This window comes from Bradyrhizobium sp. AUGA SZCCT0105 (assembly GCF_018129565.1).
In the GTDB taxonomy this organism is placed as follows: Bacteria; Pseudomonadota; Alphaproteobacteria; order Rhizobiales; family Xanthobacteraceae; genus Bradyrhizobium.
Window position 1 is genome coordinate 1496429 of record NZ_JAFCMK010000001.1, and the last position, 24182, is coordinate 1520610.

General features: G+C 65.5%; 19 protein-coding genes. 12 read left to right on the forward strand and 7 right to left on the reverse strand.

Annotation, left to right across the window (positions count from 1 at the left end; genetic code table 11):
- Positions 1 to 109: 109 nt before the first annotated feature.
- The 3 genes from hpaE to hpaH are packed head-to-tail and all read right to left on the reverse strand — an operon-like array spanning position 110 to position 2873.
- On the reverse strand, positions 110 to 1654 hold the full coding sequence (hpaE, locus tag JQ573_RS06810) for a 5-carboxymethyl-2-hydroxymuconate semialdehyde dehydrogenase (protein ID WP_212311140.1): 1545 nt from the start codon (positions 1652 to 1654) through the stop codon (positions 110 to 112).
- Positions 1647 to 2045, reverse strand: coding sequence for a 5-carboxymethyl-2-hydroxymuconate Delta-isomerase (locus JQ573_RS06815; protein WP_212311139.1), 399 nt, complete (start codon positions 2043 to 2045; stop codon positions 1647 to 1649). The genes hpaE and JQ573_RS06815 overlap by 8 nt, the downstream gene beginning before the upstream one ends.
- 21 nt (positions 2046 to 2066) lie before the next feature.
- Entirely contained in the window at positions 2067 to 2873 is an 807-nt protein-coding gene (gene hpaH, locus JQ573_RS06820) for a 2-oxo-hept-4-ene-1,7-dioate hydratase (RefSeq protein ID WP_212311138.1), read from the reverse strand.
- 116 nt (positions 2874 to 2989) lie between these two features.
- Between hpaH and hpaR the strand changes: the two genes are divergently transcribed.
- On the forward strand, positions 2990 to 3526 hold the full coding sequence (hpaR, locus tag JQ573_RS06825) for a homoprotocatechuate degradation operon regulator HpaR (protein WP_212311137.1): 537 nt from the start codon (positions 2990 to 2992) through the stop codon (positions 3524 to 3526).
- Positions 3527 to 3551: 25 nt separating this feature from the next.
- On the opposite strand, the gene JQ573_RS06830 is transcribed toward hpaR, so the two are convergent.
- Complete coding sequence (locus JQ573_RS06830) at positions 3552 to 4547, reverse strand: GntR family transcriptional regulator (RefSeq protein WP_212311136.1); 996 nt, start codon at positions 4545 to 4547, stop codon at positions 3552 to 3554.
- A gap of 288 nt (positions 4548 to 4835) precedes the next feature.
- On the opposite strand from JQ573_RS06830, the gene JQ573_RS06835 reads away from it, so the two are divergent.
- From JQ573_RS06835 to JQ573_RS06885, 11 genes are all read left to right on the forward strand, one after another.
- Positions 4836 to 5981 (forward strand): ABC transporter substrate-binding protein, encoded by a 1146-nt coding sequence (locus JQ573_RS06835; RefSeq protein WP_212311135.1) that lies wholly within the window; start codon positions 4836 to 4838, stop codon positions 5979 to 5981.
- 72 nt (positions 5982 to 6053) lie between these two features.
- On the forward strand, positions 6054 to 6929 hold the full coding sequence (locus JQ573_RS06840; RefSeq protein WP_029082157.1) for a branched-chain amino acid ABC transporter permease: 876 nt from the start codon (positions 6054 to 6056) through the stop codon (positions 6927 to 6929).
- Entirely contained in the window at positions 6926 to 8698 is a 1773-nt protein-coding gene (locus JQ573_RS06845; RefSeq protein ID WP_212311134.1) for an ABC transporter permease subunit, read from the forward strand. Before JQ573_RS06840 ends, JQ573_RS06845 begins: the two co-directional genes overlap by 4 nt.
- The gene (locus JQ573_RS06850) at positions 8698 to 9426 is read left to right on the forward strand and encodes an ABC transporter ATP-binding protein (RefSeq protein WP_050406791.1); all 729 of its coding nucleotides are present in this window, start codon (positions 8698 to 8700) and stop codon (positions 9424 to 9426) included. The genes JQ573_RS06845 and JQ573_RS06850 overlap by 1 nt, the downstream gene beginning before the upstream one ends.
- 36 nt (positions 9427 to 9462) lie before the next feature.
- Positions 9463 to 10548, forward strand: a complete 1086-nt coding sequence (locus JQ573_RS06855) for a malate/lactate/ureidoglycolate dehydrogenase (protein WP_212311133.1) — start codon at positions 9463 to 9465, stop codon at positions 10546 to 10548.
- 39 nt (positions 10549 to 10587) lie between these two features.
- A complete protein-coding gene (locus JQ573_RS06860) occupies positions 10588 to 11364 on the forward strand; it encodes an HpcH/HpaI aldolase/citrate lyase family protein (protein WP_212311132.1) in 777 nt (258 codons plus the stop codon).
- Positions 11365 to 11545: 181 nt separating this feature from the next.
- Positions 11546 to 13069, forward strand: coding sequence for a UxaA family hydrolase (locus tag JQ573_RS06865; RefSeq protein ID WP_212311131.1), 1524 nt, complete (start codon positions 11546 to 11548; stop codon positions 13067 to 13069).
- Positions 13070 to 13143: 74 nt separating this feature from the next.
- Entirely contained in the window at positions 13144 to 13641 is a 498-nt protein-coding gene (locus JQ573_RS06870; protein ID WP_249131241.1) for a GDSL-type esterase/lipase family protein, read from the forward strand.
- A gap of 143 nt (positions 13642 to 13784) precedes the next feature.
- Entirely contained in the window at positions 13785 to 17051 is a 3267-nt protein-coding gene (locus JQ573_RS06875) for a DUF2126 domain-containing protein (RefSeq protein WP_212311130.1), read from the forward strand.
- 20 nt (positions 17052 to 17071) lie between these two features.
- A complete protein-coding gene (locus JQ573_RS06880) occupies positions 17072 to 19615 on the forward strand; it encodes a circularly permuted type 2 ATP-grasp protein (RefSeq protein ID WP_212311129.1) in 2544 nt (847 codons plus the stop codon).
- Positions 19612 to 20490, forward strand: a complete 879-nt coding sequence (locus JQ573_RS06885) for a transglutaminase family protein (RefSeq protein WP_212311128.1) — start codon at positions 19612 to 19614, stop codon at positions 20488 to 20490. The genes JQ573_RS06880 and JQ573_RS06885 overlap by 4 nt, the downstream gene beginning before the upstream one ends.
- A 45-nt stretch (positions 20491 to 20535) precedes the next feature.
- Here the strand turns inward: JQ573_RS06885 and JQ573_RS06890 are convergent, their stop codons facing one another.
- The 3 genes from JQ573_RS06890 to JQ573_RS06900 form a co-directional block, all read right to left on the reverse strand.
- Positions 20536 to 22038, reverse strand: a complete 1503-nt coding sequence (locus JQ573_RS06890; RefSeq protein ID WP_212311127.1) for a sensor domain-containing diguanylate cyclase — start codon at positions 22036 to 22038, stop codon at positions 20536 to 20538.
- Positions 22039 to 22211: 173 nt separating this feature from the next.
- Positions 22212 to 23918 (reverse strand): methyl-accepting chemotaxis protein, encoded by a 1707-nt coding sequence (locus tag JQ573_RS06895; protein ID WP_212311126.1) that lies wholly within the window; start codon positions 23916 to 23918, stop codon positions 22212 to 22214.
- A gap of 84 nt (positions 23919 to 24002) precedes the next feature.
- Complete coding sequence (locus JQ573_RS06900) at positions 24003 to 24173, reverse strand: hypothetical protein (RefSeq protein WP_212311125.1); 171 nt, start codon at positions 24171 to 24173, stop codon at positions 24003 to 24005.
- Between the last annotated feature and the right edge of the window lie 9 nt (positions 24174 to 24182).

The window sequence follows — 24182 nt, forward strand, 5'->3', positions numbered from 1 at the left end:
TCGTCATTCCGGGATGCGCCTCTTGGCGCAGGCCCGGAATCCATACTCACGATCGTGGTTATGGATTCCGGGCTCGCCGCTACGCGTCGCCCCGGAATGACAGTGCTGATTAGACTCCCAGTTTCTGAATCTTGTGCGTCCCGCGCGCGAGCGAGACGTGCTTGGTTTCCATGTAGAAGTCGAACGAGTAGTCGCCGCCGTCGCGGCCGATGCCGGACGCTTTCATGCCGCCGAACGGGGTCGGCAGATGGCGGACGTTTTCCGAGTTGAGCCAGATCATGCCGGCTTCGAGCGCGTCCGCGACGCGCAGCGCGCGGCCCACGTCGCCGGTCCAGACATAGCCGGCAAGGCCGTACTGCACGCCGTTGGCGATCTCGATGGCGTCAGCCTCGTCACGGAACGGGATCACGGTCAGGAACGGACCGAACACCTCCTGCTGGGCCACGCGCATGGTCGCGTTGGCGCCGGTGACGAGGGTTGGCTGCACATAGTGCCCGCCGCCGGGACCGTCATGCGGCTTGCCGCCGACCGCAATCGTCGCGCCGTCCTGCTTGGCGACGTCGAAATAGCTGCAGACCTTGGCGAAGTGCCGTTCGTGGATCAGCGGCCCGATCTCGGTCGCCGGATCGAGGGGGTGACCGACCTTGAGTGCCTTCACGCGCGCGGTCAGCTTCTCGATGAATTTCTCGGCGATGCTTTGTTGAACCAGCAGCCGGCTCGACGAGGTGCAGCGCTCGCCGTTGAGCGAGTAGATCATGAACACGACTGCATCGAGCGCGCGGTCGAGATCGGCATCGTCGAACACGATCACCGGGTTCTTGCCGCCGAGCTCGAAATGCACCCGCTTCAGGGTCGGCGCACCCTGCGCCATGATTGCCGAGCCCGTCGTGCTCTCGCCGACGAAGCCGATCGCCTTGATCGCGGGGTGCTCGGTCAGCGCCTTGCCGGCGTCCTCGCCGAAGCCGTGCACGGTGTTGAAGACGCCGTCGGGCAGACCGGCCTGTTTCGCGAGTTTGACCAGCAGATCGGCGGTCACCGGCGACCATTCCGCCGGCTTGTGCACGACCGTGCAACCGGCCGCGAGCGCCGGCGCGATCTTCCAGGTCGAGAGCATGAACGGCGTGTTCCACGGCGTGATCACGCCGACCGGGCCGATCGGCACGCGGGTCGAGATATTCCAGTGCTCGTCCGAGGGCGTGTTGAGGCCGTCGCGGGCCTCGCCGCATTTGTCGGCGAAGAAGCGGAAATTCTCGGCAGCGCGGATCGCGGCCTTGGCCATGAAGCGGTGTGCCTGGCCGGTGTCGATGCATTCGAGCACGGCGATATCGTCGGCGCGTTCCACGATCGCGTCAGCCACACGATGCAGCAGCTTGCGCCGTTGCGTCGCCGGCATGTCGCGCCAGGCCTTGAAGGCCTTCGACGCGGCGGTTGCGGCACGGTCGATGTCCTCGGCGTTGCCGCGCGCGACGGTCGCCAGCACCGTGCCGTCGATCGGCGATTTCGTCTCGAACGTCTGGCCGGAGGCCGCCGGCACGACCTTGCCGTCGATCACATGGCCGATGCCTTCGGCCTTCAATTTCGCAAGCAGCGGCCCGGCGCGATCGCGGTTGGCCTGGAACACGTCGGCCGACGATTTCAGGGTGGCTTTATCCATTGACCGTCTCCACCTTCAGTGCGTCGTGGATGTTGTTGCGTTTCCAGCTCGTTTCCTTGTCGTTGATCTGCATGTCGAACGACAGAGCGAACTTGCTGTTGGCGAATACCGGATCGAGATGGGCCGACAGCGCCTTGAAGATGTGCTCGCCGGCCTTCTTGCGCGCGGTGAGGTCGCGGCCTTCGCCCAGCCGCAGCACCATGTCGAGGAAGCCGTAATTCTTGCGGCCGTCGGCGATCGCGTAGTGCTCGCATCTGATGGCGCGCACGCGGATGCCGCCGAGCGGGAAGATGCCGGTCTCGACCGCGGCCTTCCGGACCAGTTCGACCGTCGCGCCCATGTCGACGAGGCCGTCGAGATTGGCGGAGTATTCAAGCGTGAAATGCGGCATGCAGCTCTCCTGCTGAGTGCGTCAGGCGAAGTAGCAGCTCACGGACCCGTAAGGTCCGTAGTCGGCCTGGATGGTGTCGCCCTTGCGGGTCTCGATCGGGCGGATGAAGGAACCTGCCAGCACGATCTGTCCGGCCTCCAGCGCCAGCCCGTTCGGTGCGATCTTGTTGGCCAGCCAGGCCACCGCGGTCGCCGGATGATTCAACACGCCGGCGGCCAGACCGGTTTCCTCGAGCTGGCCATTTCGGAAGCAGAGCGCGCCGATCCAGCGCAGATCGGCTTCGAGCGGACGGATCGGACGGCCGCCGAGCACAATGCCGGCATTGGCGGCGTTATCGGCGATGGTGTCGAAGATCTTCCGCGTCGCCTTGGTCTCGGAGTCGACGCGCTCGACCCGCGTATCCAGGATCTCCAGCGCCGGCACCACGAAGTCAGTGGCGTTGAGCACGTCGAACAGCGTGCAGTTCGGCCCCGCCAGGCGATGCTTCATCACGAAGGCGAGCTCGGCCTCGACGCGGGTTGCGATGAAGCGGTCGGTCGGCACCAGGCCGCCATCGGCAAAGAACATGTCGTCGAGCAGGATGCCTGAATCCGGCTCGTCGATATTGAGCGCGCTCTGCATCGCCTTCGAGGTCAGGCCGATCTTGTGGCCCTTGACGACGCGCCCCTGCGCCACCTTCATCTCGACCCAGGCCTTCTGAATCGCGTAGGCGTCTTCGAGGGTAATGCGGGGGTATTCCAGCGAGAGCTGGCGGATTTGCTTGCGGGTCTTTTCCGCGTTGTCGAGCCGTTGGGCGGCAGCGCGGATATCGTCCTTGGAAAGGGCCATGCGTGATACACAAAAGTGGATGTCGGGGAGATGATTAACATGTTAAGTGAATTCCCGCAAACTGAATCAGGGCATGTTGCAACGCAAAATTTTGTTGCTGTGGATTGAGCTGAGTAATGGCACGCAAGAAATCGTTGGATGAGACCCGGCCGGGGCAGGGCGACGACGCATCGTCGCGACGGACCCCGATGCGCGAGTTCTCGCGCTCGCTGCCGATGTCGCTGCTCCGTGCGCGCGAGGCGGTGATGCGGCAGTTCCGACCGTCGCTGCGCAATCACGGGCTGACCGAGCAGCAGTGGCGGATTTTGCGTGCGCTCACCGCGGTCGACGAGATCGAGGTCACCGAGCTCGCCCGCGTGGCGTTCCTGCTCGGCCCGAGCCTGTCGCGTATCCTGCGTGATCTCGAGGCGCGCGCGTTGATCGAGCGCAAGGCGGCGGAGAACGACGGGCGGCGCGGAGTGGTCTCGATCTCGGCCAAGGGGTTGAAGCTGATCGAGGCGGTGGCGCCGACGTCGGAGGCGATCTATGCCGAGATCACACGGCGATATGGCGCGCGCAAGCTTGCCGAGTTGCACGAAATGCTGGGCGCGCTGGAGGCAAGCCTCGCCGGAATGGGCTCGGCTGATGACGCCGAAGCCGAGGCCGACGAGTAGTCGCGACGATGCGCGGCAATGCCGCTCAGGCCATGTAGGGCACCCGCGAGATCACGTTGATGGCGCGGAATTCGGCGATCCAGCCTGCGACCTTGGAGTGGGACCATTCGATATGGCGGCGCAAGGTCGCGGCGGCTGCGTCGCCGTCACGGGCGCGCAAGGCTTCGATGATCACCAGATGCTCGTCCATGAAGGAATCGATCTGCGGCGCGGTCAGGGCGACCTGGATATGCTTGCCGATCACGAAAGCGCAATGGGTGCGCTTGAGCGCTTCGACCATCTCGCGATTGATGCCGTAACCCAGGCAGCGGATATGGAGGTCGCCCTCGATCTCATCGAGCTCGCCGACGCCGACGCGGCTGCGGAATTGGATGCCCTCGCGCAGCCGCTCCGCCATCCGGTCGAGCAGTGCGGTCGGAATCCTCGGCGCAGCGGATTTGAGGAGCAGCGGCTCGAGGGTTGCGCGCACCTCGAAGATGTCGCGCAGGCGATCCTCATCGAGCGGCACGACATACCAATGAGCCTTCGCGCCCTTCTCCAGGATTCCGATCGCCTGCGCGCGTAGCAGCAGATTGCGCGCAACCGTGCGCCCGACCCGGAAGTGCCGCGCCAATGCGAGCTCGCTGACGCGGAAGCGTCCGAACAGCGACCGGTAGATGATCTCGCGTTCGAGCTTGTAATAGAGCGCATCCCAGGCGTCGCTGCGCACCGCCTCGACGGGGCCGTCGGTCAGCCCGAACATCTCCGGCGTGATCGGGACGCGCCGCGGGTCGACCTTGCGCTTGCCGGCGATGACGCCGCGGCCATCGAAGCGGCGCACCAGGCCGATGTGCTCGAGCTGTTCGAAGGCCTGCCGTACCGGCGAGCGGCTGGAGCCGAACAAGGTAGCGATCGCCGATTCGGAGAGAACCGTGCCGGGTGGCACGTCGCCAGTCCGGATGTGCTTCGCCAATGCGCTCTTGATCAGCGCGTAGGCCGGCTGTTTTCGTCTGGTCTGCGATTTCGCTCTTGGAATCGACATCGATGACTGCCCGCCGGTCACACTATCACGTGATCCCGTCATGGTCGCTGGTAGCAGGCATTTACACACCGTTGCCAGCGAACTTTTGACTATTGCGTGCAATGTGCAATCATGTTTAGCTACCTCAAACGCCAGATCGAGGGCCGCCGTTGCGCGTCATGTGCGCTGCAGCGGCGCTCACGTTTGTTCGCCGCGCCGATTGACGGCTGCGGATAGCGCAGCAGATCGACGCGTCAGCTCGTTTCAACGCAGCCGACATGCAAGTCGGCGCACCAAAGGGAGGATTGAATGAAACTGACGAGGCGTGAGTTTTCCGCCGGCTTGGCGGCAGGTCTCGCTGCTCCCGCGCTGATGCGCAGCGCTTGGGCGCAGGGGGCGACCATCAAGATCGGCATGTGCGTGCCGGTGACTGGACCCGCGGCGGAGCAGGGCCTGTGGGCCCAGAACGGCGCCAAGCTGGCGCTGGCCGCGGTCAACAAGGCCGGTGGAGTACTTGGCAAGCAGGTCGAACTCGTCATCGAGGATGACCAGACCACCAATCCGGGCATCGTGCTGGCGTTCTCCAAGCTCGCCGCGCAATCCGACATCGTTGCCTTCCTCGGCTCGATCCGCTCGACCCAGGTGCAGGCGATGGCGCCCGATGTGATCAAGGTCGGCAAGCCGGTGATGATCGGCGGCACCAATCCCGATCTCACCCATTCCGGCAATCCCTGGCTGTTCCGCTTCCGCCCGAACGACAATTATTCCGGCCGCGTGATCGCCGATTTCGGCGTCACCACGCTCGGCAAGAAGAAATGGGCGATCGTGCATTCGACCGACGCGTTCGGTACCGCGGGCGGCAAGGCGCTGTCAGAGGCGCTGACCAAGCTCGGCGCGCCGCCGGTGCTTGACCAAGGCTACGCCAACCAGAGCCAGGACTTCACCCCGGTCGTGCTGGCCGTGAAGCAGTCCGGCGCCGACGTGCTCGGCACCTACTTCACCTTCGAGAACGACCTCGGCATCTTTGCCCGGCAGTTGCGCCAGCTCGGCGTCAACATCCCCTGGGTCGGCTCGCCCTCGGTGGTGGCGGTCTCCTCGACCAAGCTCGCCGGTCCCGCGCTGTTCGGCACCTACGGCGTCGCCGACTTCGCCGAAGACTCGAGCGATACCGCGAAGGCGTTCGGCAAGTCCTATCGCGATGCCTACAAGACCGCGCCCGACAACCAGAGCGCCTGGCCGTACGACGCGATCACCATCCTGTCGGCGGCGATCAACAAGGCCGGCTCGACCGATCCGAACAAGATCCGCGACGCCATCCTGGCGACGCAGAAATTCGCCGGTGCTGAAGGCGAGTATAATTTCGACAAGAACGGCGACGGCCTGCACGGCTACAATGTCGTGAAGAACGACAAGGGCAAGATCGTCTACGACAAGCACATCGACTTCAACGATTGATCGCGGATCGGCCTCGCCGGCGAAACCGGCGAGGCCGATCTTCTGCGCACACTGTTCAGATCGAGCGCTGTCATGGATCTGGTTCTACAACTGCTGTTCACCGGCATCGGCATCGGCGCGGTCTACGCGCTGGTCGCGCTCGGTTTCGTGCTGATCTTCCGCGCCACCAACGTGGTGAACTTCGCGCAAGGCGAGTTCTCGATGGTGGCCGCCTATCTGATGGTGGTGTTCTCGGTCGATCTCGGCTGGCCTTACTGGCTGTCGTTCCTGATCGCGCTCGCCGGCATGGCGCTGTTCGGCGTCATCTTCAATCTCGGCGTCTACTATCCGCTGCGCCACCGCACCTATCTGCCTGTCATCATCGCCACCATCGGCGCCTCGATCCTGCTGTCGAACTCGGTGCTCGCGATCTACGGTCCGCAGCCGCAGGTGCTGCAGGGCTGGTTCGATACGCCCGGCATCCAGCTCGGCCCGGTCTATCTCGACAGCCAGTATCTCTTGATCATCGGCGTCACGATCCTCCTGGTGCTGTTCAATTTCTGGTTCTTCGAGAAGACGCTGCTCGGCAAGAAGCTGCAGGCGACCTCGCAGGACAAGGAGATGGCCTCGCTGCTCGGCATCTCCGTCTCCACCATGATCATGATCACCTTCATCTACTCTGCCGTGCTCGGCGGTCTCGCCGGCATCCTGGTGGCGCCGGTGCTGTTCGTCTCGATCCAGATGGGCTCGACGATTGCGCTGAAGGCGTTTGCCGCGACCATCATCGGCGGCTTCGGCGACGTTGCCGGCGCCATCGTCGGCGGCCTTGCGCTCGGCGTCATCGAGACGTTCGGCGCCGCCTATATCTCGGTGCCGTACAAGGACGGCTTTGCCTTCCTGGTGCTGATCGCTTTCCTGGTGTTCCGGCCGCAGGGCATCTTCGGCGAACGTGTCGCGGAGAAAGCATGAGCGCCAGCGACAACATGATCCCGGCGCCCGCCGTGCGCTCGAAACCGCTGATCGTTCGCCATTTGCCGTATTTCATCGGCGCGGCCGCGCTGGTGGCGCTCGCCGCCGGCATGCAGTTCGACGGCTATATCCTCAACATCCTGCTGCAGGCCACGACCTTCTCGATCGCGGTGTTCGGTTTGTCGGTCGTGCTCGGCCTGTGCGGCCAGATCAACCTGGCGCAGGCGGCGTTCTTCGGCTTCGGTGCCTATGCCGTCGGCCTCGGCACTGCCGACCTGCATCTGAACTTCTGGCTCTGTCTGGTCGGCGCCTGCGCGATCACGCTGGTCGCCGGCGCGTTCCTGGGCATGTCGACGCTGCGGCTCGGCGGGCATTACCTCGCGATGGTGACGATCTCGTTCCAGCAAATCGTGACGCTGGTGATGATCAACGCCATCGGCGTGACCCACGGGCCGGACGGCGTCGCCAACATTCGCCGGCCCGAACTGTTCCAGTCCTCGCAGAGCTATCTCGCCTTCTGCGTCGCGATGCTCGCGATCGTCGGCTATCTGGTCTGGCATCTGCCTGACACCAAGCTCGGCCGCGCCATGCGCGCGGTGCGCGACAACGAGCTTGCGGCCGGCGTCAACGGCATCGACGTGTTCCGGACCAAGGTCTACGCCTTCGCGGTGTGCGCGGTGCTCGGCGGCCTCGCGGGCGGCCTGTTCGCCGGCGGCTTTGCCTATGTCAGTCCGGACCAGTTCTCGTTCGCGGAATCCATTCAGTTCCTGACCATGTCGCTGCTCGGCGGCGTGGCCTCGCCGATCGGCTCGGCGATCGGCACCGGGCTGCTGATCCTGATCCCGGAATGGCTGCGCTTCCTGAAGAGCGTGCCGGGCCTCTACCTCGCGATCTACGGTCTGTCGGTGATCCTGATCATCCGCTTCATGCCGGACGGCATCTGGGGCTTCGTGTCCGACGCGTTCACGCGCTGGCGCGCGCACACCCGGGCGCCGCCTGTTGCCGGAGCGCTCCAGCTCAAGCCCGCGACCACAGGCGGCGACATCGTGCTCGAAGTCACCGGGCTCTCGAAGCATTTCGGCGGCCTGAAGGCGGTCGATGGCGTCGACATCGCGGTGAAGCGCGGCAGCGTGCATGCGTTGATCGGACCCAACGGTTCCGGCAAGACCACGACGCTGAACGTGCTGTCCGGTCTCTACAAGGCGACCGCGGGCAGGATCGTGCTCGACGGCACCGACATCACCAGCATGGCGCCGCATCAGCGCACCGCGGCGGGGCTCGGACGCACCTTCCAGAACATCCGCCTGTTCCGCTCGATGACGGCGCTGGAGAACGTCGAGATCGGCGCCGAGCGTCCCGGCAACACCATGATCGGGAAGGGCGACGACGCACTGACCGAGCGCGCGATGGAGGCCTTGACCTTCGTCGGTCTCGGCAACCGCGCCAACGAGCTGATCTCGAGCTTCTCCTACGGCCACCAGCGCCTGATCGAGATCGCCCGCGCATTGGCGTCGAACCCGACGTTGCTGCTGCTCGACGAACCGGCCGCCGGCCTCAATTCGACCGAGAAGCTCGAGCTGCATGAGCTGCTGAAGCGCATCGCAGCGCAGGGCCTCACCATCCTGATCATCGATCACGACATGACGCTGGTCTCGGAGGCAGCCCAGCACATCACCGTGCTGAATTTCGGGCGCCGCATCGCCGACGGCGAGTCCATGGCGGTGCTGCGTCATCCCGACGTCGTCTCCGCTTATCTCGGGAGCGAATGATGCCGCTGCTCGAAATCCGCAATCTCGTGGTCCGCTACGGCGAGATCGAGGCGCTGCGCGGCGTCACCATCGCCGTGGAGCAGGGCCAGGTGGTCACGCTGCTGGGCGCCAACGGCGCCGGCAAGTCGACCACGCTGCGCGCGATCTCCGGCCTCGCCAAGCCTGCCTCCGGCGACATCCTGTTCGACGGTCATTCGATCGCGGGCCTTGGGCCGGAAGCGATCGTGCGGCTCGGCATCTCGCATGTGCCGGAAGGCCGCCGCGTGTTTCCGGGCCTCACCGTGAAAGAGAACATCATGCTCGGCGCGTCGAACCGGAAGGTCGGGGCGTCGCAGATCTCGCGCGAGGCCGACGCGATGTTCGACCTGTTCCCGGACATCCGCGCCTTCTCCAATGCGCTCGGCTGGACGCTGTCCGGCGGCCAGCTGCAGATGGTCGCGGTGGCGCGCGGCCTGATGGCCAAGCCGCGGCTGTTGCTGCTCGACGAGCCGTCTCTCGGGCTGGCGCCTGTGATTGTGCAGGCGGTGTTCCGCATCATTTCGCAGATCAGGAAGGACACCACGGTCTTGCTCGTCGAGCAAAATGCGCGCATGGGACTTTCGGTCGCCGATCACGGCTTCGTCCTGGAAACCGGCCGGATTGTGCTGGGCGGCAAGCCCGACGAATTGTGGGGCAACGAAGCCATCGCCGCGGCCTATCTCGGCGGCCACGCCAAAACCCACGCCTGACAACGCACTGTGCTTCATCGAGCGAGCTAGTCTTTCATGGTCACCATCAAGGTCGATAATCTCATCAACTTCGTGTCCGAGGTGTTTTCCCATTCGGAGTCCTCTCCGGAAGAGGCGAAGCGCATCGCGACCTACCTGACGACCGCGAATCTGACGGGCCATGACAGCCACGGCGTGATCCGCGTGCCCGTCTATGTCAGATGGAAGAAGATGGGCTCGATCGTGCCGAACCAGACCCCCGAGGTCGTGGTCGACACGGCCTCGCTCGCAGTGGTCGACGGCAAGTTCGGTTATGGCCAGACCGTCACGCCTGTCGCAGTGAGGCTCGGCATCGAGAAGTGCAAGAAGGCGGGGCTTGCCGCGGTCGCGCTGCGCAATTCCGGCCATCTCGGCCGCGTCGGCGACTGGGCCGAAATGGCCGCCGCCGAGGGGCTTGTGTCTGTTCATTTCGTAACCGCAGCGGGCTCGCTGCTGGTCGCGCCTTACGGCGGCGTCGAGAAGCGGCTGTCCACCGCGCCGTATTGCGTCGGCATTCCGCGCCAGGGGCAGGACCCGATCGTGCTCGATTTCGCGACCTCCGTCGTCGCCGAGGGCAAGTGCCTGGTCGCCAGCCGCGGCGGCAAGAAGCTGCCGCACGGCGCGCTGGTCGATGCCGACGGCACGCTGAGCGAGGATCCGCATGTGCTGTATGGCCCGTACACGCCGGACGGGCCGCGCGACCATACCAAGGGAACCGGCGCGATCCGCGCCTTCGGCGATCACAAGGGTTCGGGCCTTGCCTTCATCTGCGAGCTGCTCGGCGGCGCGCTGACCGGCACCGGCGCGACGTCGTCGGACCGGCGTTTCGCCAACGGCATGATGGCGTTCTACATCGATCCCAAGGTGATCGACACCAGCAATTTCTTCGACGATGAAATCACCCGCTACACCGATTTCATTCGCGCCACCAAGCCGATCGCAGGCACCGAGTCCGTGCTGGTTCCGGGTGATCCCGAGCGAAAAACCCGCGCCGATCGCACCAGGAACGGCATCCCCTTGCCTGACGACACCTGGGCGGCGATAGTGAATACCGCGCGCGAAGTCGGCGTCAGCGAAGTTTCTATCCAGCGGGCGACCAGCTGAGGCTCGTCCCCCAATAAACCGCAAAGGGAAACGCGATCAATGGCAAACAAGGTCAAGCAAGTCTGGGCATCGGGCAAGGCAGTGGTGAACGCGTGGCTCGCGATCCCCTCCGGGTTCTCGGCCGAAGTGATCGCGCAATGCGGCTTCGACAGCGTCACCGTCGACATGCAGCATGGCGTGCAGGATTATCAGTCGATGGTGCAGTGCTTCCAGTCGATGCATGCGCATCCGGTGACGCCGATGGTCCGCGTGCCCTGGAATGAGCCCGGCATCATCGGCAAGGTGCTGGACGGCGGCGCCTATGGCGTGATCTGCCCGATGGTCAACACGCCGCAGGAAGCCAAGAACCTGGTTTCCTATGCCAAGTATCCGCCGAAGGGCGTGCGCTCCAACGGCCCGATCCGCGCCGGAATGTATGGCTCGGCCGGCACCTATCAGCAGACCGCCAACGACGAGATCGTGCTGCTGCCGATGATGGAAACCAAGACCGCGGTCGAGAACATGGAAGCGATCCTCGATGTCGAAGGCATCGACGGCGTCTATATCGGTCCGTCCGATCTCGGTTTCTCCTACGGTCTGGTGCCGAAGCTCGATCGCGATGAGCCAGAGATCCTCAAGATCTACGAGAAGATCATCAAGGAGTGCGGCAAGCGCGGCCTCAATCCGGGCATCCACTGCTCGGGCGCCGAGGGCGCGGTGCGCGCGATCAACATGGGCTTCAAGCTCGTGACGCTGTCGAACGAGGTCGGCCTAATGCAGGTCTATGCCAGGATGCAGGTCAATGCGACCCGCGAGAAGTCCGGCGGCAAGGCGTAACTTGATCCTCTCCCTCTCCCCGTTCTTTACGGGGAGAGGGTTGGGGTGAGGGGCTTCTATCCGGCGAGCACCGTTGTTGAAGTTGGCAGTGTGCCTCGCCCCTCACCCGGATCGCTGACGCGATCCGACCTCTCCCCGCAGAGAGCGGGGAGAGGTGTAGAAAGCACCAAGGAGAACTCCCATGGCCTCGGCACAAGTGATCCGTCTGCACGCCGACGACAGCGTCCTGATCGCGCGCGCGAGCCTGCCGCCGGGGTTGGAGGTGACCGAAGGCGTCACTACGGTCGATCGCATTCCGGCCGGCCACAAGGTTGCGATCAAGGCGATCGCGACAGGTGAGCCGATCCGGCGCTACGGCCAGATCATCGGCTTCGCGACCCAGCCGATTGCGCCCGGCCAGCACGTGCACACGCAGAACTGCGGCATGGGCGATTTTGCCAAGGACTATGCCTATGGCGTCGACGTCAAGCCGGTGCCGAACTTCGATCTGCCGGCGACCTTCGAGGGCATCCGCCGCGCCGACGGCCGCGTCGCGACGCGCAACTATATCGGCATCCTCACCTCGGTGAACTGCAGCGCCCATGTCGCTGGAATCGTCGCCGACATGTTCAAGAAGAATCCGTTCACCGGCGACAATCCGCTGGCCGATTTCCCGAATGTCGATGGCGTTGTCGCGCTGACCCACAAGACCGGCTGCGGCATGACCCAGGACGAGCCCTTGGCGCTGCTTCGCCGCACGCTCGGCGGTTATGCGCGGCACGTCAATTTCTCCAATGTCATTGTGCTCGGCCTCGGCTGCGAGGTGAACCAGATCGGCGGCCTGATGGCCGAGCAGAAGCTCGCCGGCCGCCTGCGTGCGATGGACATCCAGGAGGTCGGCGGCACGCGCAAGACCGTGGAAGCCGGCGTGGCCTTCGTGAAGGAGGCGCTCACCGACGCCAACAAGGTCAAGCGCGAGGCGGTGCCGGCAAGCGAGTTGACGGTAGCGCTGCAATGCGGCGGCTCGGATGGCTATTCCGGCGTGTCGGCCAATCCGGCGCTCGGGGCCGCGAGCGACCTGCTGGTCCGTCACGGCGGCACCGTCATCCTCTCCGAGACGCCGGAGACCTACGGCGCTGAGCATCTGTTGACCCGTCGCGCCGTCAGCCGCGAGGTCGGCGAGAAGCTGGTCGGCCTGATGCGCTGGTGGGAGGAATACACCCAGCGCGAAGGCGCCGAGATGAACGCCAATCCGAGCCCCGGCAACAAGGCCGGCGGTCTCACCACGATCCTTGAGAAGTCGCTCGGCGCAATGGCCAAGGCTGGCAGCACCAATCTCGTCGACGTCCTGCATTACGCCGAACCCGTCACCAAGAAGGGTTTTGTGTTCATGGACACGCCCGGCTACGACCCGGTTGCCGCGACCGGGCAGGTCGCCGGCGGCGCCAACCTCGTCTGCTTCACCACCGGCCGCGGCAGCGTGTTCGGCTGCAAGCCCGCGCCCTCGATCAAGCTCGCCACCAACACGCCGATGTACAAGCGGATGGAAGACGACATGGACGTCAATTGCGGCACCATCCTCGACGGCGAGGAGAGCGTGCAGGAATGCGGCCAGCGCATCTTCGACCTGATCCTCAAGACCGCCTCGGGCCAGCCGACCAAGAGCGAGAGCTTTGATTTCGGCGGTGCCGAGTTCGCGCCGTGGGTCTTGGGCGCGACGATGTAGCATTCGCGTAGCCCGGATGAAGCCTCCCGGATTACGCTGCGCTCCATCCGGGCTACGGATTGGACGGAGGATGCATGCGCGTGCGCGGGTTGATTGGATGCCTCGCATTCCTGGCCGCCTTGAGCCTTAACGTCGGTTCGGCTAACGCCGCAACTATCGTCGCGCTTGGCGCGAGCAATACCTACGGCAAGGGCGTGGCGCGCAACCAGGCCTATCCCGCGCAGCTCGAAGCGATCTTGCGGGCGAAGGGTTTGAGCGTCCGTGTCGTGAACGCCGGCATCAATGGCGACACCACGGAAGGGATGCTGCAACGCCTGGACCGTGCCGTCCCGAACGGGACCCGTGCGGTGATTCTACAGCCGGGCGGCAATGACCGGCGCAAGGGCAGCCCTGACCGGACCGCGGATATTCAAAGTCGCCTCAGCGCCCGGGGCATCGCGGTGATCATGCTTCCTAACGGGATGCTGGGCGGGCTCCCGCATCAGCCCGATGGCCAGCATTTGACTCCCGAGGGCTATCATATGCTTGCCGAGCAGCTTGCGTCGCAGGTATCCGGCGCGATCGGCCGCTAGCGGGTGAGGCTAACCAGCCACGCCAGTCGCTGAGGTCGGGACAACGCGGCGGATAATTCCTGGGCAGTCGCTGCCCGTTGTTAGTGCTTGATGTCGACCGGCAGCAGTGTTCTGCTCAAAAAAGCTGCTGGAGTCCTCGGTCCGTGTCGATCTTCGTCGCACTGCATCACGTCACGCACTACAAATACGACCGGCCGATCGATCTCGGGCCCCAGACCATTCGGCTCCGGCCCGCGCCGCATACCCGCACGCCGATCCTGAGCTACTCGCTCAAGGTCACGCCATCAAACCACTTCGTGAACTGGCAGCAGGATCCGCAGGGCAACTGGCTGGCGCGCTACGTGTTTCCGGAGAAGGCGACCGAGCTCAAGGTCGAGGTCGACTTTACCGCGCAGATGACGGTGGTCAATCCGTTCGACTTCTTCGTCGAGCCCTATGCCGGCAGCTTTCCATTCGAATACCCCGGCGACCTCAAGACCGAGCTCGCGCCTTATCTTGAAACCGAGGTGCCTGGGCCGTTGCTCGCGGCTTATCTGAAGGACATTCCGCGCAAGGCCGACTCGACCGTCAATTTCCTGGTCGAGCTGAACGCGCAGCTGCAGAAGAAGATCGGCTACGTGATCCGCATGGAGGCGGGCATCCAGACGCCGGAGGAGACGCTGGCCGCGGGCTCCGGCTCCTGCCGCGACTCGGCGTGGCTCTTGATCCAGGCGCTGCGCCATCTCGGGCTCGCCGCGCGCTTCGTCTCCGGATATCTCATCCAGCTGCGGCCCGACATCGATCCGCTCGAGGGGCCGCGCGAGGTCGAGAGCGATTTCACCGACCTGCACGCCTGGGCCGAGGTTTATCTGCCGGGTGCGGGCTGGATCGGTTTCGACGTCACCTCCGGCATGCTGACGGGCGAGGGACATATCCCGGTCTGCGCCACGCCACACTATCGCTCGGCTGCGCCGGTGACCGGCACCGCGGGCTTTGCCAATGTCGAGTTCGGCTTCGAGATGAGCGTCAAGCGGATTCGCGAGGCGCCGCGGATCACCAAGCCGTTTTCGGATGAATCCTGGGCGCGGCTCGACCGGCTCGGCGAGCAGGTTGATGCAGATCTAAGTAAGGACGACGTGCGGCTGACCATGGGCGGCGAGCCGACCTTCGTCTCGGTCGACGATCTGGAATCGCCGGAGTGGAACGTCGCCGCGGTCGGTCCGACCAAGCGCGGGCTTGCCGACGAGTTGATCCGCAAGCTGCGCACGCGGTTCGCGCCCGGCGGCCTGCTGCATTACGGCCAGGGCAAATGGTATCCCGGCGAGAGCCTGCCGCGCTGGGCGTTCGGCCTCTACTGGCGCAAGGACGGCAAGCCGATCTGGAACAATGCCGACCTGATCGCTTCAGTCGAAAATCCGCGCAAGGCTGAGATCGCCGATGCGGAGCGCCTCGCAATCGGCATCGCCGCCCGGCTCGGCCTGAAGGCTGACCACGTCATGCCGGCCTTTGAGGACACTGCGTTCTGGCTCGAGCGCGAGGCCGGTTTGCCGGCTAATGTCAGCCCTGCGAATTCCAAACTGACCGATCCGGAAGAGCGCGCCCGGATGGCGCGGGTGTTCGACGAGGGGCTGACCACGCCGAAGGGTTACGTGCTGCCGATCCAGCGCTGGAGCCCGCTCGGCGATCGCGTGCCGGCGCGCTGGCGCAGCGAGCACTGGAAGATCCGGCGCAGTCATCTGTTCCTCTTTCCGGGCGATTCCCCGCTGGGCTTGCGGCTTCCGATCTCTTCGCTCGAACACGTCCCGCCCGAGGATTTTCCCTACGTCATCGAGCAGGATCCGATGGCGCCGCGCGATGCGCTGGGGAAGATCGATCCGGAGCTGACGCGGGCGCTCAAGGACATTGAAGAGCCGCTGCCGGTGCGCACCGCGATGTCGATCGAGGTGCGCGATGGCGTGCTGTGCGCCTTCATGCCGCCGGTGGAGAAGGTCGACGACTATCTCGAACTGATCGCCGCGATCGAGGCCGCCGCCGAACAGCTGCAGCTGCAAGTCCACGTCGAGGGCTACGCGCCGCCGTTCGATCCGCGGATCGAGGTGATCAAGGTGACGCCGGATCCCGGCGTGATCGAGATCAACGTGCAGCCGGCGCAAAGCTGGCGCGAAGCCGTCGACATCACCCTCGGTCTCTATGAGGACTCCGCGAAGACGCGGCTCGGGGCCAACCGTTTCCTGATCGATGGTCGCCACACCGGCACCGGCGGCGGCAACCACATCGTGGTCGGCGGCAGCAAGCCGGAGGATTCGCCGTTCCTGCGCCGGCCCGATCTGCTGAAGAGCCTCGTGCTGTACTGGCAGCGGCATCCGTCGCTGTCCTACCTGTTCTCCGGCATGTTCATCGGCCCGACCAGCCAGGCGCCGCGCATCGACGAGGCGCGGCATGACGGGCTCTATGAGCTCGAGATCGCGCTGTCGCACGTTCCGCCGCCGGGCATGGAGGCGCCGCTGTGGCTGGTCGATCGCCTGTTCCGGCACATCCTGGTCGACATCACCGGCAACACCCATCGCGCCGAGATCTGCATCGACAAGCTCTATTCGCCCGATGGCCCGACCGGCCGGCTCGGCCTGGTCGAATTCCGCGCGCTCGAAATGCCGCCCGACCCGCGGATGTCGCTGGCGCAGCAGCTTCTGATCCGGGCGCTGATCGCCAAGCTGTGGCGCGAGCCGCAGCAGGGCAAGTTCGTGCGCTGGGGCACCGCGCTGCATGACCGCTTCATGCTGCCGCATTTCCTCTGGGAGGATTTCCTGGGCGTGCTCGCCGAGCTCAAGCAATCCGGCTACGACGTCGAGCCGGAGTGGTATCAGGCCCAGCTCGAATTCCGCTTCCCCGCCTTCGGCCGCATCCATCACGGTGGCGTCGGCCTCGAGCTGCGGCAGGCGCTCGAGCCCTGGCACGTGCTGGGCGAGGAGGGCACGGCCGGCGGCACCGTGCGCTACGTCGATTCCTCGGTCGAGCGGCTCCAGGTGAAGGCGACGGGATTCGTCGAGGGCCGCCACGTCATCACCTGCAACAGCAGGCGGATGCCGATGACCGAGACCGGCCGCGCCGGCGAGGCAGTCGCCGGCGTGCGCTTCAAGGCCTGGCAGCCGGCCTCCGGCCTGCATCCGACCATCCCCGTGCATGCGCCGCTGACGTTTGACCTGATCGATACCTGGAACGGCCGCTCGCTCGGCGGCTGCGTCTATCATGTCGCCCATCCCGGTGGCCGCAACTACGAGACCAAGCCGGTCAATTCCTACGAGGCCGAGGCGCGGCGGCTGGCGCGCTTCCAGGAGCACGGTCATACCCCCGGCAGGATCGAACCACCGCCGGAGGAACGCACAATTGAGTTTCCCTTGACCCTCGACTTGCGGACGCCGCTCCTGCAGTAATTGGATGCAGGGGAAGTGCAATGACCGCATCGGGTGGCCAAGGAACCAGTCAAGGAAGCAGTCAGGAGAGCAGGGCCCGTCCCGGTCAGCGCCGGATGGCGCAGTGGACCCGCGACTATGTCCGGCTGCCCGGCATTCCCGATGAATATATTGCCGAGAACGGCGCGCCGCGGCCGGTCTGGGCGCGTTTCTTTGACGCCTTTGCCGGGCTGTCGCCGGCCGATATCGAACGCCGCTTTGCCTCCGCCGATCGCCATCTGCGCGAGGCCGGCGTCACCTACCGCGCGCCCGGCGACACGTCCGACCGGATCTGGCCGCTCAGCCATCTGCCGCTGATCATCGATGCGGCCGACTGGCGCCAGCTCGCCGCCGGTGTCGCGCAGCGCGCGCAGCTTTTGGAAATGGTGCTGGCCGATCTCTACGGCGACGGCCGTCTCGTCACAGAGGGGGCGATTCCCGCCGCGGCGATCGCTGGCAGCAGCGAATATCTGCGCGCGGTCAGCGGCATCAAGCCGCCCGGCGGCCGCTATCTGCATCTTTACGCCGCCGACATCGGCCGCGGGCCTGACGGCCGCTGGTGGGTGCTCGGCGATCGCACGCAGGCGCCGTCCGGCGCGGGCTATGCGCTGGAAAACCGCCTGGTGCTGTCGCGTGCCTTTTCCAATCTCTACAAGTCGATGAATGTCGAGCGCGTCGCGCCGTTCTTCGAAGCGTTCCGCGATTCACTGCGTGCCAGCGCCGACCGCGACGAGCCGCGGATCGGTCTGCTGACGCCCGGCGCGTTCAGCGAGACCTATTTCGAGCACGCCACGCTGGCGCGCTATCTTGGCTTCCTGCTGGTCGAGGGCGACGATCTCGCGGTCTCCGGCGACCGCATCCACATCCGCACCGTTGCCGGATTGAAGCGGCTCGACGTGCTGCTGCGCCGGGTCGATTCCAACATGCTCGATCCGCTCGAGCTCGACGCCTCTTCCTATCTCGGCGTGCCCGGGCTCGTCGAGGTGCTGCGCAAGAGCGGCGTCGTGGTCGCCAACATGCCGGGCTCGGGCGTGATGGAGGCGAGGGCGCTGCTTGGCTTCCTGCCCAATCTGTGTCGGCGTCTGCTCAGTGAAGACCTGATGATGCCGCACATCGCGACCTGGTGGTGCGGCCAGAAGTCCGCCCGCGAGCAGGTGCTGTCGCGGCTCGACGAATTCGCCATCGAAGGCGCCTATGGCCGCGGCGTCGCGGATTTTCCAGGCCACGGGCCGGTGCTGCCGGGCGAACTGTCGGCGGCGGACCGCGACCGCCTGAAGGATGCGATCAGCCATCGCGGCATCGATTATGTCGGACAGGAACTGGTACGCCTCTCCACGACGCCGGTGTGGGAGGACGGCCGCATCGCGCCGCGTCCATTCGTGCTGCGGGTGTTCGCGGCGGCGACGCCGAACGGCTGGACCGTGCTGCCCGGCGGCTTCTGCCGGATCGCGGATCGGGCGGATGCGCGCGCGGTGTCGATGGGCGATGGCGCGGTGTCCGCCGACGTCTGGGTGGTCTCCGACAAGGCGGTTGTGACCTCGACCCTGCTGCCGGCGGTCGACACCGTCCGAATCCGCCGCATCGCCGGTGTGCTGCCGAGCCGCGCCGCCGACAATCTGTTCTGGCTCGGGCGCTATCTCGAGCGCGCCGAAGCCACCATTCGCTTGATCCGCGCGCTGTGCACGCCGCTGCGCGATCCGGCACGGGCGAATTCGACCGGCTCGACGCCGGCGATGCATTCGGCCGAGCGCATCCAGCGCATGCTGGTTACCTGGGGCGCGGCCTCGCAAACCGCGCGCGCCAATCCCGCCAAGGTCGCGCTCGAAGCGCTGCAGAACGAGGAGAAGTTCGGCTCGGCGCTGTCGCTGGTGCGATCGGCGCAGCGCACGGCCACCTCGCTCCGCGAGCGGCTGTCGCCGGACGCCTGGCAGGTCATCACCGAGATGGCCGATCGGCTCGCGATCGAGGTTCACGACGATGACGGCGTCGTCAGTGCCGCCGAGCTGACCTTGCAGGAGCTCGCAAGCTTCGCCGGCCTCGCGCAGGAGAACATGAACCGCGCGGCGGGTTGGCGCTTCCTCGAGATGGGCCGCCGCGCCGAGCGCGCCATCAACACCACGCGCTTTGCCCGACAGTTCGCCTATGACGAAGCCGGTGACGAAGACCTCGACGTCCTGCTGACGCTGGTCGACTGCCAGATCACCTACCGCTCACGCTATCTGGTGCAGCCGCTGCTCACACCGGTGCGCGATCTCGCCGTGCTCGATCCCTACAATCCGCGCTCGGTCGCATTCCAGGTCGCGGCGCTGAACGGGCATATCGCCGCGCTGCCGAGCCTGAAGGAGCACGGCCTGATCGAGCGGCCGCAGCGGCTCGCGGTTGCGGTCGAGGCGATGTTGACGACGGCTGAAGCCAGCAGCCTCGACGTCAAGACGCTGTTTGCGCTGGAGCAGGACCTGCTCAACCTCGCCGACTCGGTCGGGCTGCATTATTTTCCGCACGGGCCGAACGCCAGCCGGCCGGAGAAGCTCACGGGGCTGGCGTGATCTACGACATCCGTCACGTCACGACCTACAGCTACGAGACCCAGGTCAGCTTCGCGCGCTGCGCGCTGCGGCTGGAGCCGATCACCGGCGACGGGCAGGAGCTGGTTTCCCATTCGGTCGAGATTCGTCCGAAGCCCGCGGAGCGCACCGCGCGGCGCGACTTTTTCGGCACGCTGACCGAAAGCGTCCTGATCGAGACCGCGCATCGCAGTCTTCGCATTGATTCCCGCTCGCGGGTCTCGGTGGCGCGACAGCCGCCGCTCCGTGACGCGGCGAGCCCGCCCTGGGAGTGCGTGCGCGACAACGCGTTCGAGGCATTGAGCCTCGATGCGGGCTCGCCGGTCGGCTACGTCTTCGCCAGCGCGCTGGTGCCGGTGCTGCGGCCGGTGACGGCCTACGCTTCGGCGAGCTTTTCGCCCGGCGGCGGCATCCTTTCCGGTGCGGCCGACCTGATGCGCCGCATCCGCGGCGACTTCAAATACGATCCGAAGGCGACCGTGATCTCGACCCCGCTTCGCGACGTATTCGAGAAGCGCCACGGCGTCTGCCAGGATTTTGCCCATGTGATGATTGCGGGGCTTCGCGGCCTCGGTCTGCCGGCGGCCTATGTCAGCGGTTATCTGCGCACCATTCCGCCGCCGGGCCAGCCGCGGCTGCAAGGCGCGGACGCAACCCACGCCTGGGTGTCGGTCTGGTGCGGCAGCGAGCTCGGCTGGGTCGGGTTCGATCCGACCAACGATCTCATGGTCGCCAACGACCACATCATTCTCGCGATCGGCCGCGACTTCGCCGACGTCTCGCCGGTCGACGGCGTCATCGTCGGCGCGCGCAAGCAGAAGCTCAGCGTCGCCGTCGACGTGTTGCCGGTGGAGTGAGCCGAGGGGGCAGGCGCGCGTTCGGCCGCGCCGCCGCGATCTCGATCAGGCGACCTGCCGCTTGCCCGATTTGTCCCACCCGATCGGGCTGGTGATGACGCGGTCGCGGCCTTCATGCTTGGCTTGATAGAGCGCGAGGTCCGCTGCCTTGAGCAGATCGCGCGATGTGCGCTCGTGATCCGGGACGAGGCAAGACAGTCCGATGCTGACGGTCGGCAACTCATGCTCGGATTCGCGCGCAGCGGTCAGCTTCGCGCGAATCTGCTCGGCAACCTCCAATGCACCCGCTTTGCCAATGCCGGGCAGCAACACCGAAAACTCCTCGCCGCCGTAGCGCGCGCCGAGATCGGTTGCGCGCTTGGTGCTGGTGGCGATGCACCGTCCCACAGTGGCGAGCACTGCGTCGCCGGCCTGATGGCCGTACGTGTCGTTGAAGGTCTTGAAATGATCGACGTCGATCATCAGAAGCGATACCGGCGACTTTGCGCGCATGCCACGACGCCATTCGACGTCAAGCGTATCGTCGAGGCGGCGGCGGTTGGCGAGGCCCGTCAGCGCATCGGTGTTCGCGAGGTGCGCGAGCCGGCCTTCAGCGGCGGCCCGCCGTTTGAGAGCGGCCAGCAGGTAGAACATCAGGACGATCGAGAAGCCGCAGAGCGCCGCCACCACGCTTCCGATCAGCCAGAGCTGCTGCCACCAGTCGGCATAAATGCCGTCGAGCGCGAGGCCCTCGGCGATCAGCAGGGGATGGTGTCCGACCGCCTGAAAGACATAGAGCCGGTTGACATGATCGACGAGCGATTTCGTCATGTAGGAGCCGGATTGCCGTGCCGGGAACTGCTTGAAGACCTGTGAGTCCCTGATGCTTTGCCCGATCTTGGCGATGTCGAACGGTGCTCGCATCAGCATGACGCCATCGGTGTTGAACAACGCCATGCTATCGCCGAGGCCGAAGCTCAGCTTGCGAAACAGATTGTGGAAATAGCTGAGCCGCATGCTGCCCGCGACGACACCGGCAAAGGACCCGTCGTCATTGCTGATGCGGCGGCTCAGGCTGATCAGATATTCGCCGTCTGAAGTCACCCAGGGAGCGCTGATGAACAGCCCGCTGTCGGCTCGCGCCTGATGCACCCGGAAGAAGTCCCGATCGGCGAAGTTTGCGGTCCGCGGCGTCAATGTCCGGGAATCGAGCGTGACGTCTCCCGCCGTATTCAGCACGAGGATCGAGCCGAGATCCTTGGCGGTGGCGGCGCGGTCGAACAGCACGACCTGGCGAAGCTCCGGGCTGATCTTGCCGAGCTCCGGCAGCTTGACGCCGTCGGCGACGGCCTGCAGCGACAGGTCATAGAGCTCGATGTTGCGATCGATCTCGCTGGCGATGGAGGCGACGAGGTTGGTCGCGCCTTCCTTCGCATGCTGATAGTCCTTGCCGGCCATCTCCCAGAGAATGGACGCGCAGATCGCCGAAAAGCACAAGACGAGACCGATCCCGAGCGCGAGGAGCCGTTTGGTCGGCACCGCTTTCGGCTTTGGCAACAGTCCGTTCATTGCTCGCTTCCACTTCCCCGCGCCCCCGCGCACTTTGAGTTTCTATAGGGGCATCAAATTGAGAAAGGCGACCTCAAGCACCGGCAATTTGCGCCCGTGCGTTGCGATAGTCTTAACCATCCCAGGTTGGTCGGAACCCGTCGCGCGGAGCCCGGATCGATCGCCTGATCCGTTCAGGTTCCGGTCCGTCGCAGATCCTCGGCGGCGTCGCTGCGCAGGTTGCGGAAGAACTGCTCGACCTCGCGCGACAGCGTCTCCGCGGTTGCGGTTAGATCGTTCGATGCCGCGAGCACCGATTCCGCCGCCTTGCTGGTCTGGTCCATGTCGTCGCGGAGCGAGCCGACATTCGTCACCAGGGTTTCGTTGCCCTGGGCGGCCATCTGCGCGTTGGCGGAGATTTCGCGCGTGGCGGCATCCTGCTGGCCAATCGCGCTTGCGATGTTGGCGGTGACGTTGCTGATCTCGCGCACCGCCTGGCCGATCTCGCGCACCGCGGCCACCGAGTTGCGGGTCGAGGCCTGGATCAGGCCGACATTTTCGCTGATCTCGGCGGTTGCCTTGGCGGTCTGTCCGGCCAGCGCCTTGACCTCGTGCGCGACGACCGCGAAGCCGCGGCCGGCGTCGCCGGCGCGGGCGGCTTCGATGGTGGCGTTGAGCGCGAGCAGGTTGGTCTGCTCGGCGATCGCCTGGATCAGGTTCAGCACACCGTCGATGCGCTGCGTGGTGGCGGCAAGGCTCTCGATCTCGGTGATCGACCGGTCGGTGCGCGCACCTGCCTGATCGACCGCCCCCGACGACTGCTTGACCTGGCGGCCGATTTCCTCGACCGAGGCGGAGAGCTCTTCGGCTGCGCTCGCCACCGCAGACACGTTGCTCGAGGCCTGTTCGGTCGCGCCTGCCGCCGCAACCGTCCGGCCGCTGGCGTCCGCCGCGACGGTGGCGATGCTCTGCGCGGTTTGACGCATCGTCGCAGCGTTGTCGTGTACCGCGCGGAGCACCTCACCGATGGTGCCGCGGAACGTCTCGACGAAGCTTTCGATATGCCGGCCGCGGGCGTCGCGAGCCTCGGAGTCCTGCACGACTTGCGCGTTCAGGCTGCGATTGCGGTCCATCGCCTCCTGGAAGACCTTGATGGCGCGTGCCAGTGCGCCGATTTCATCGCTGCGCCCGACGTGCGGCACGTCGACATGATCGGCGCCCTCGGCGACGTGCTTGATGGTCGTTGTGATCTGCGACAGTGGCCGCGCCACCGAGCGGGCGATGATCAGCACGCCGAGCACCACCACGATCAGGGCCGCCGCGCCGAGCCCGGTCAGCAGCAGCGCCAGCTCGCGGTTGGTGTCGGTCTGCTGCGCCAGCTTCTTGCTGCGCTCGGCGTAGACCTTGGACAGCGCCTCGAGATCCTTGTTCAGTGCGGTGCGCACGTCGCGGTTGGCGTCGTTGTCGCCCCACTCGCGCCCGGCAGCGGCGCCGATTTCGATGCCGCGGCGGACCAGCTCTTTGCGGAACTCGATGAATTGCTCGATGCGCTTCTTGAACACCGCGAATTGCGCGGCGTCGTCGGCCTGCACCAGGGTCTCCCAGTTCCTCACCACGCCGAGGATGCGGTCGTTGAACGCCAGCAGCCCGTCGCCGTACTTCTTCACCGCCGCAGGTTCGGTCGACATGTAGACGCCGCGGGATTCCATCACCACTGCGTAAACCAGCGAGTTGACCCGCTCGACATTGAGCGCGGCGCGGCTTGCGAGGTCGACGGCCGCGGTCAGCTCGGCATTGCGCCGCGCGTTGTAGTCGGACAGGACGGTGATAGCTGCGGTCAGCGCCGCAATCAGCGCAAACGTCGAGTACAGCCTGGCAGCAAGCGAGAATCGGGATGCCATTGGAGGCCGGGATGTGGAGATGGGGGATGTGACGGGGGACGGCATTGCGGGCACTCCAAGAGGCCGGGGAGTACCTTCGGCCAATTAAAGCTTATGCAAAATCTTCATGGATAATTTCTTAACGCGTGCGTTCTGTGCCCCTGCAACCGTTAAAATATCTAAATTATACCAATGTCTTATGAGGTACACCGCAGCGAGCGGGTGGCGGCGGCTCGCCGCCGTGTTGAATGACGGACCGCCATCATCATCATTCATCAACATCCC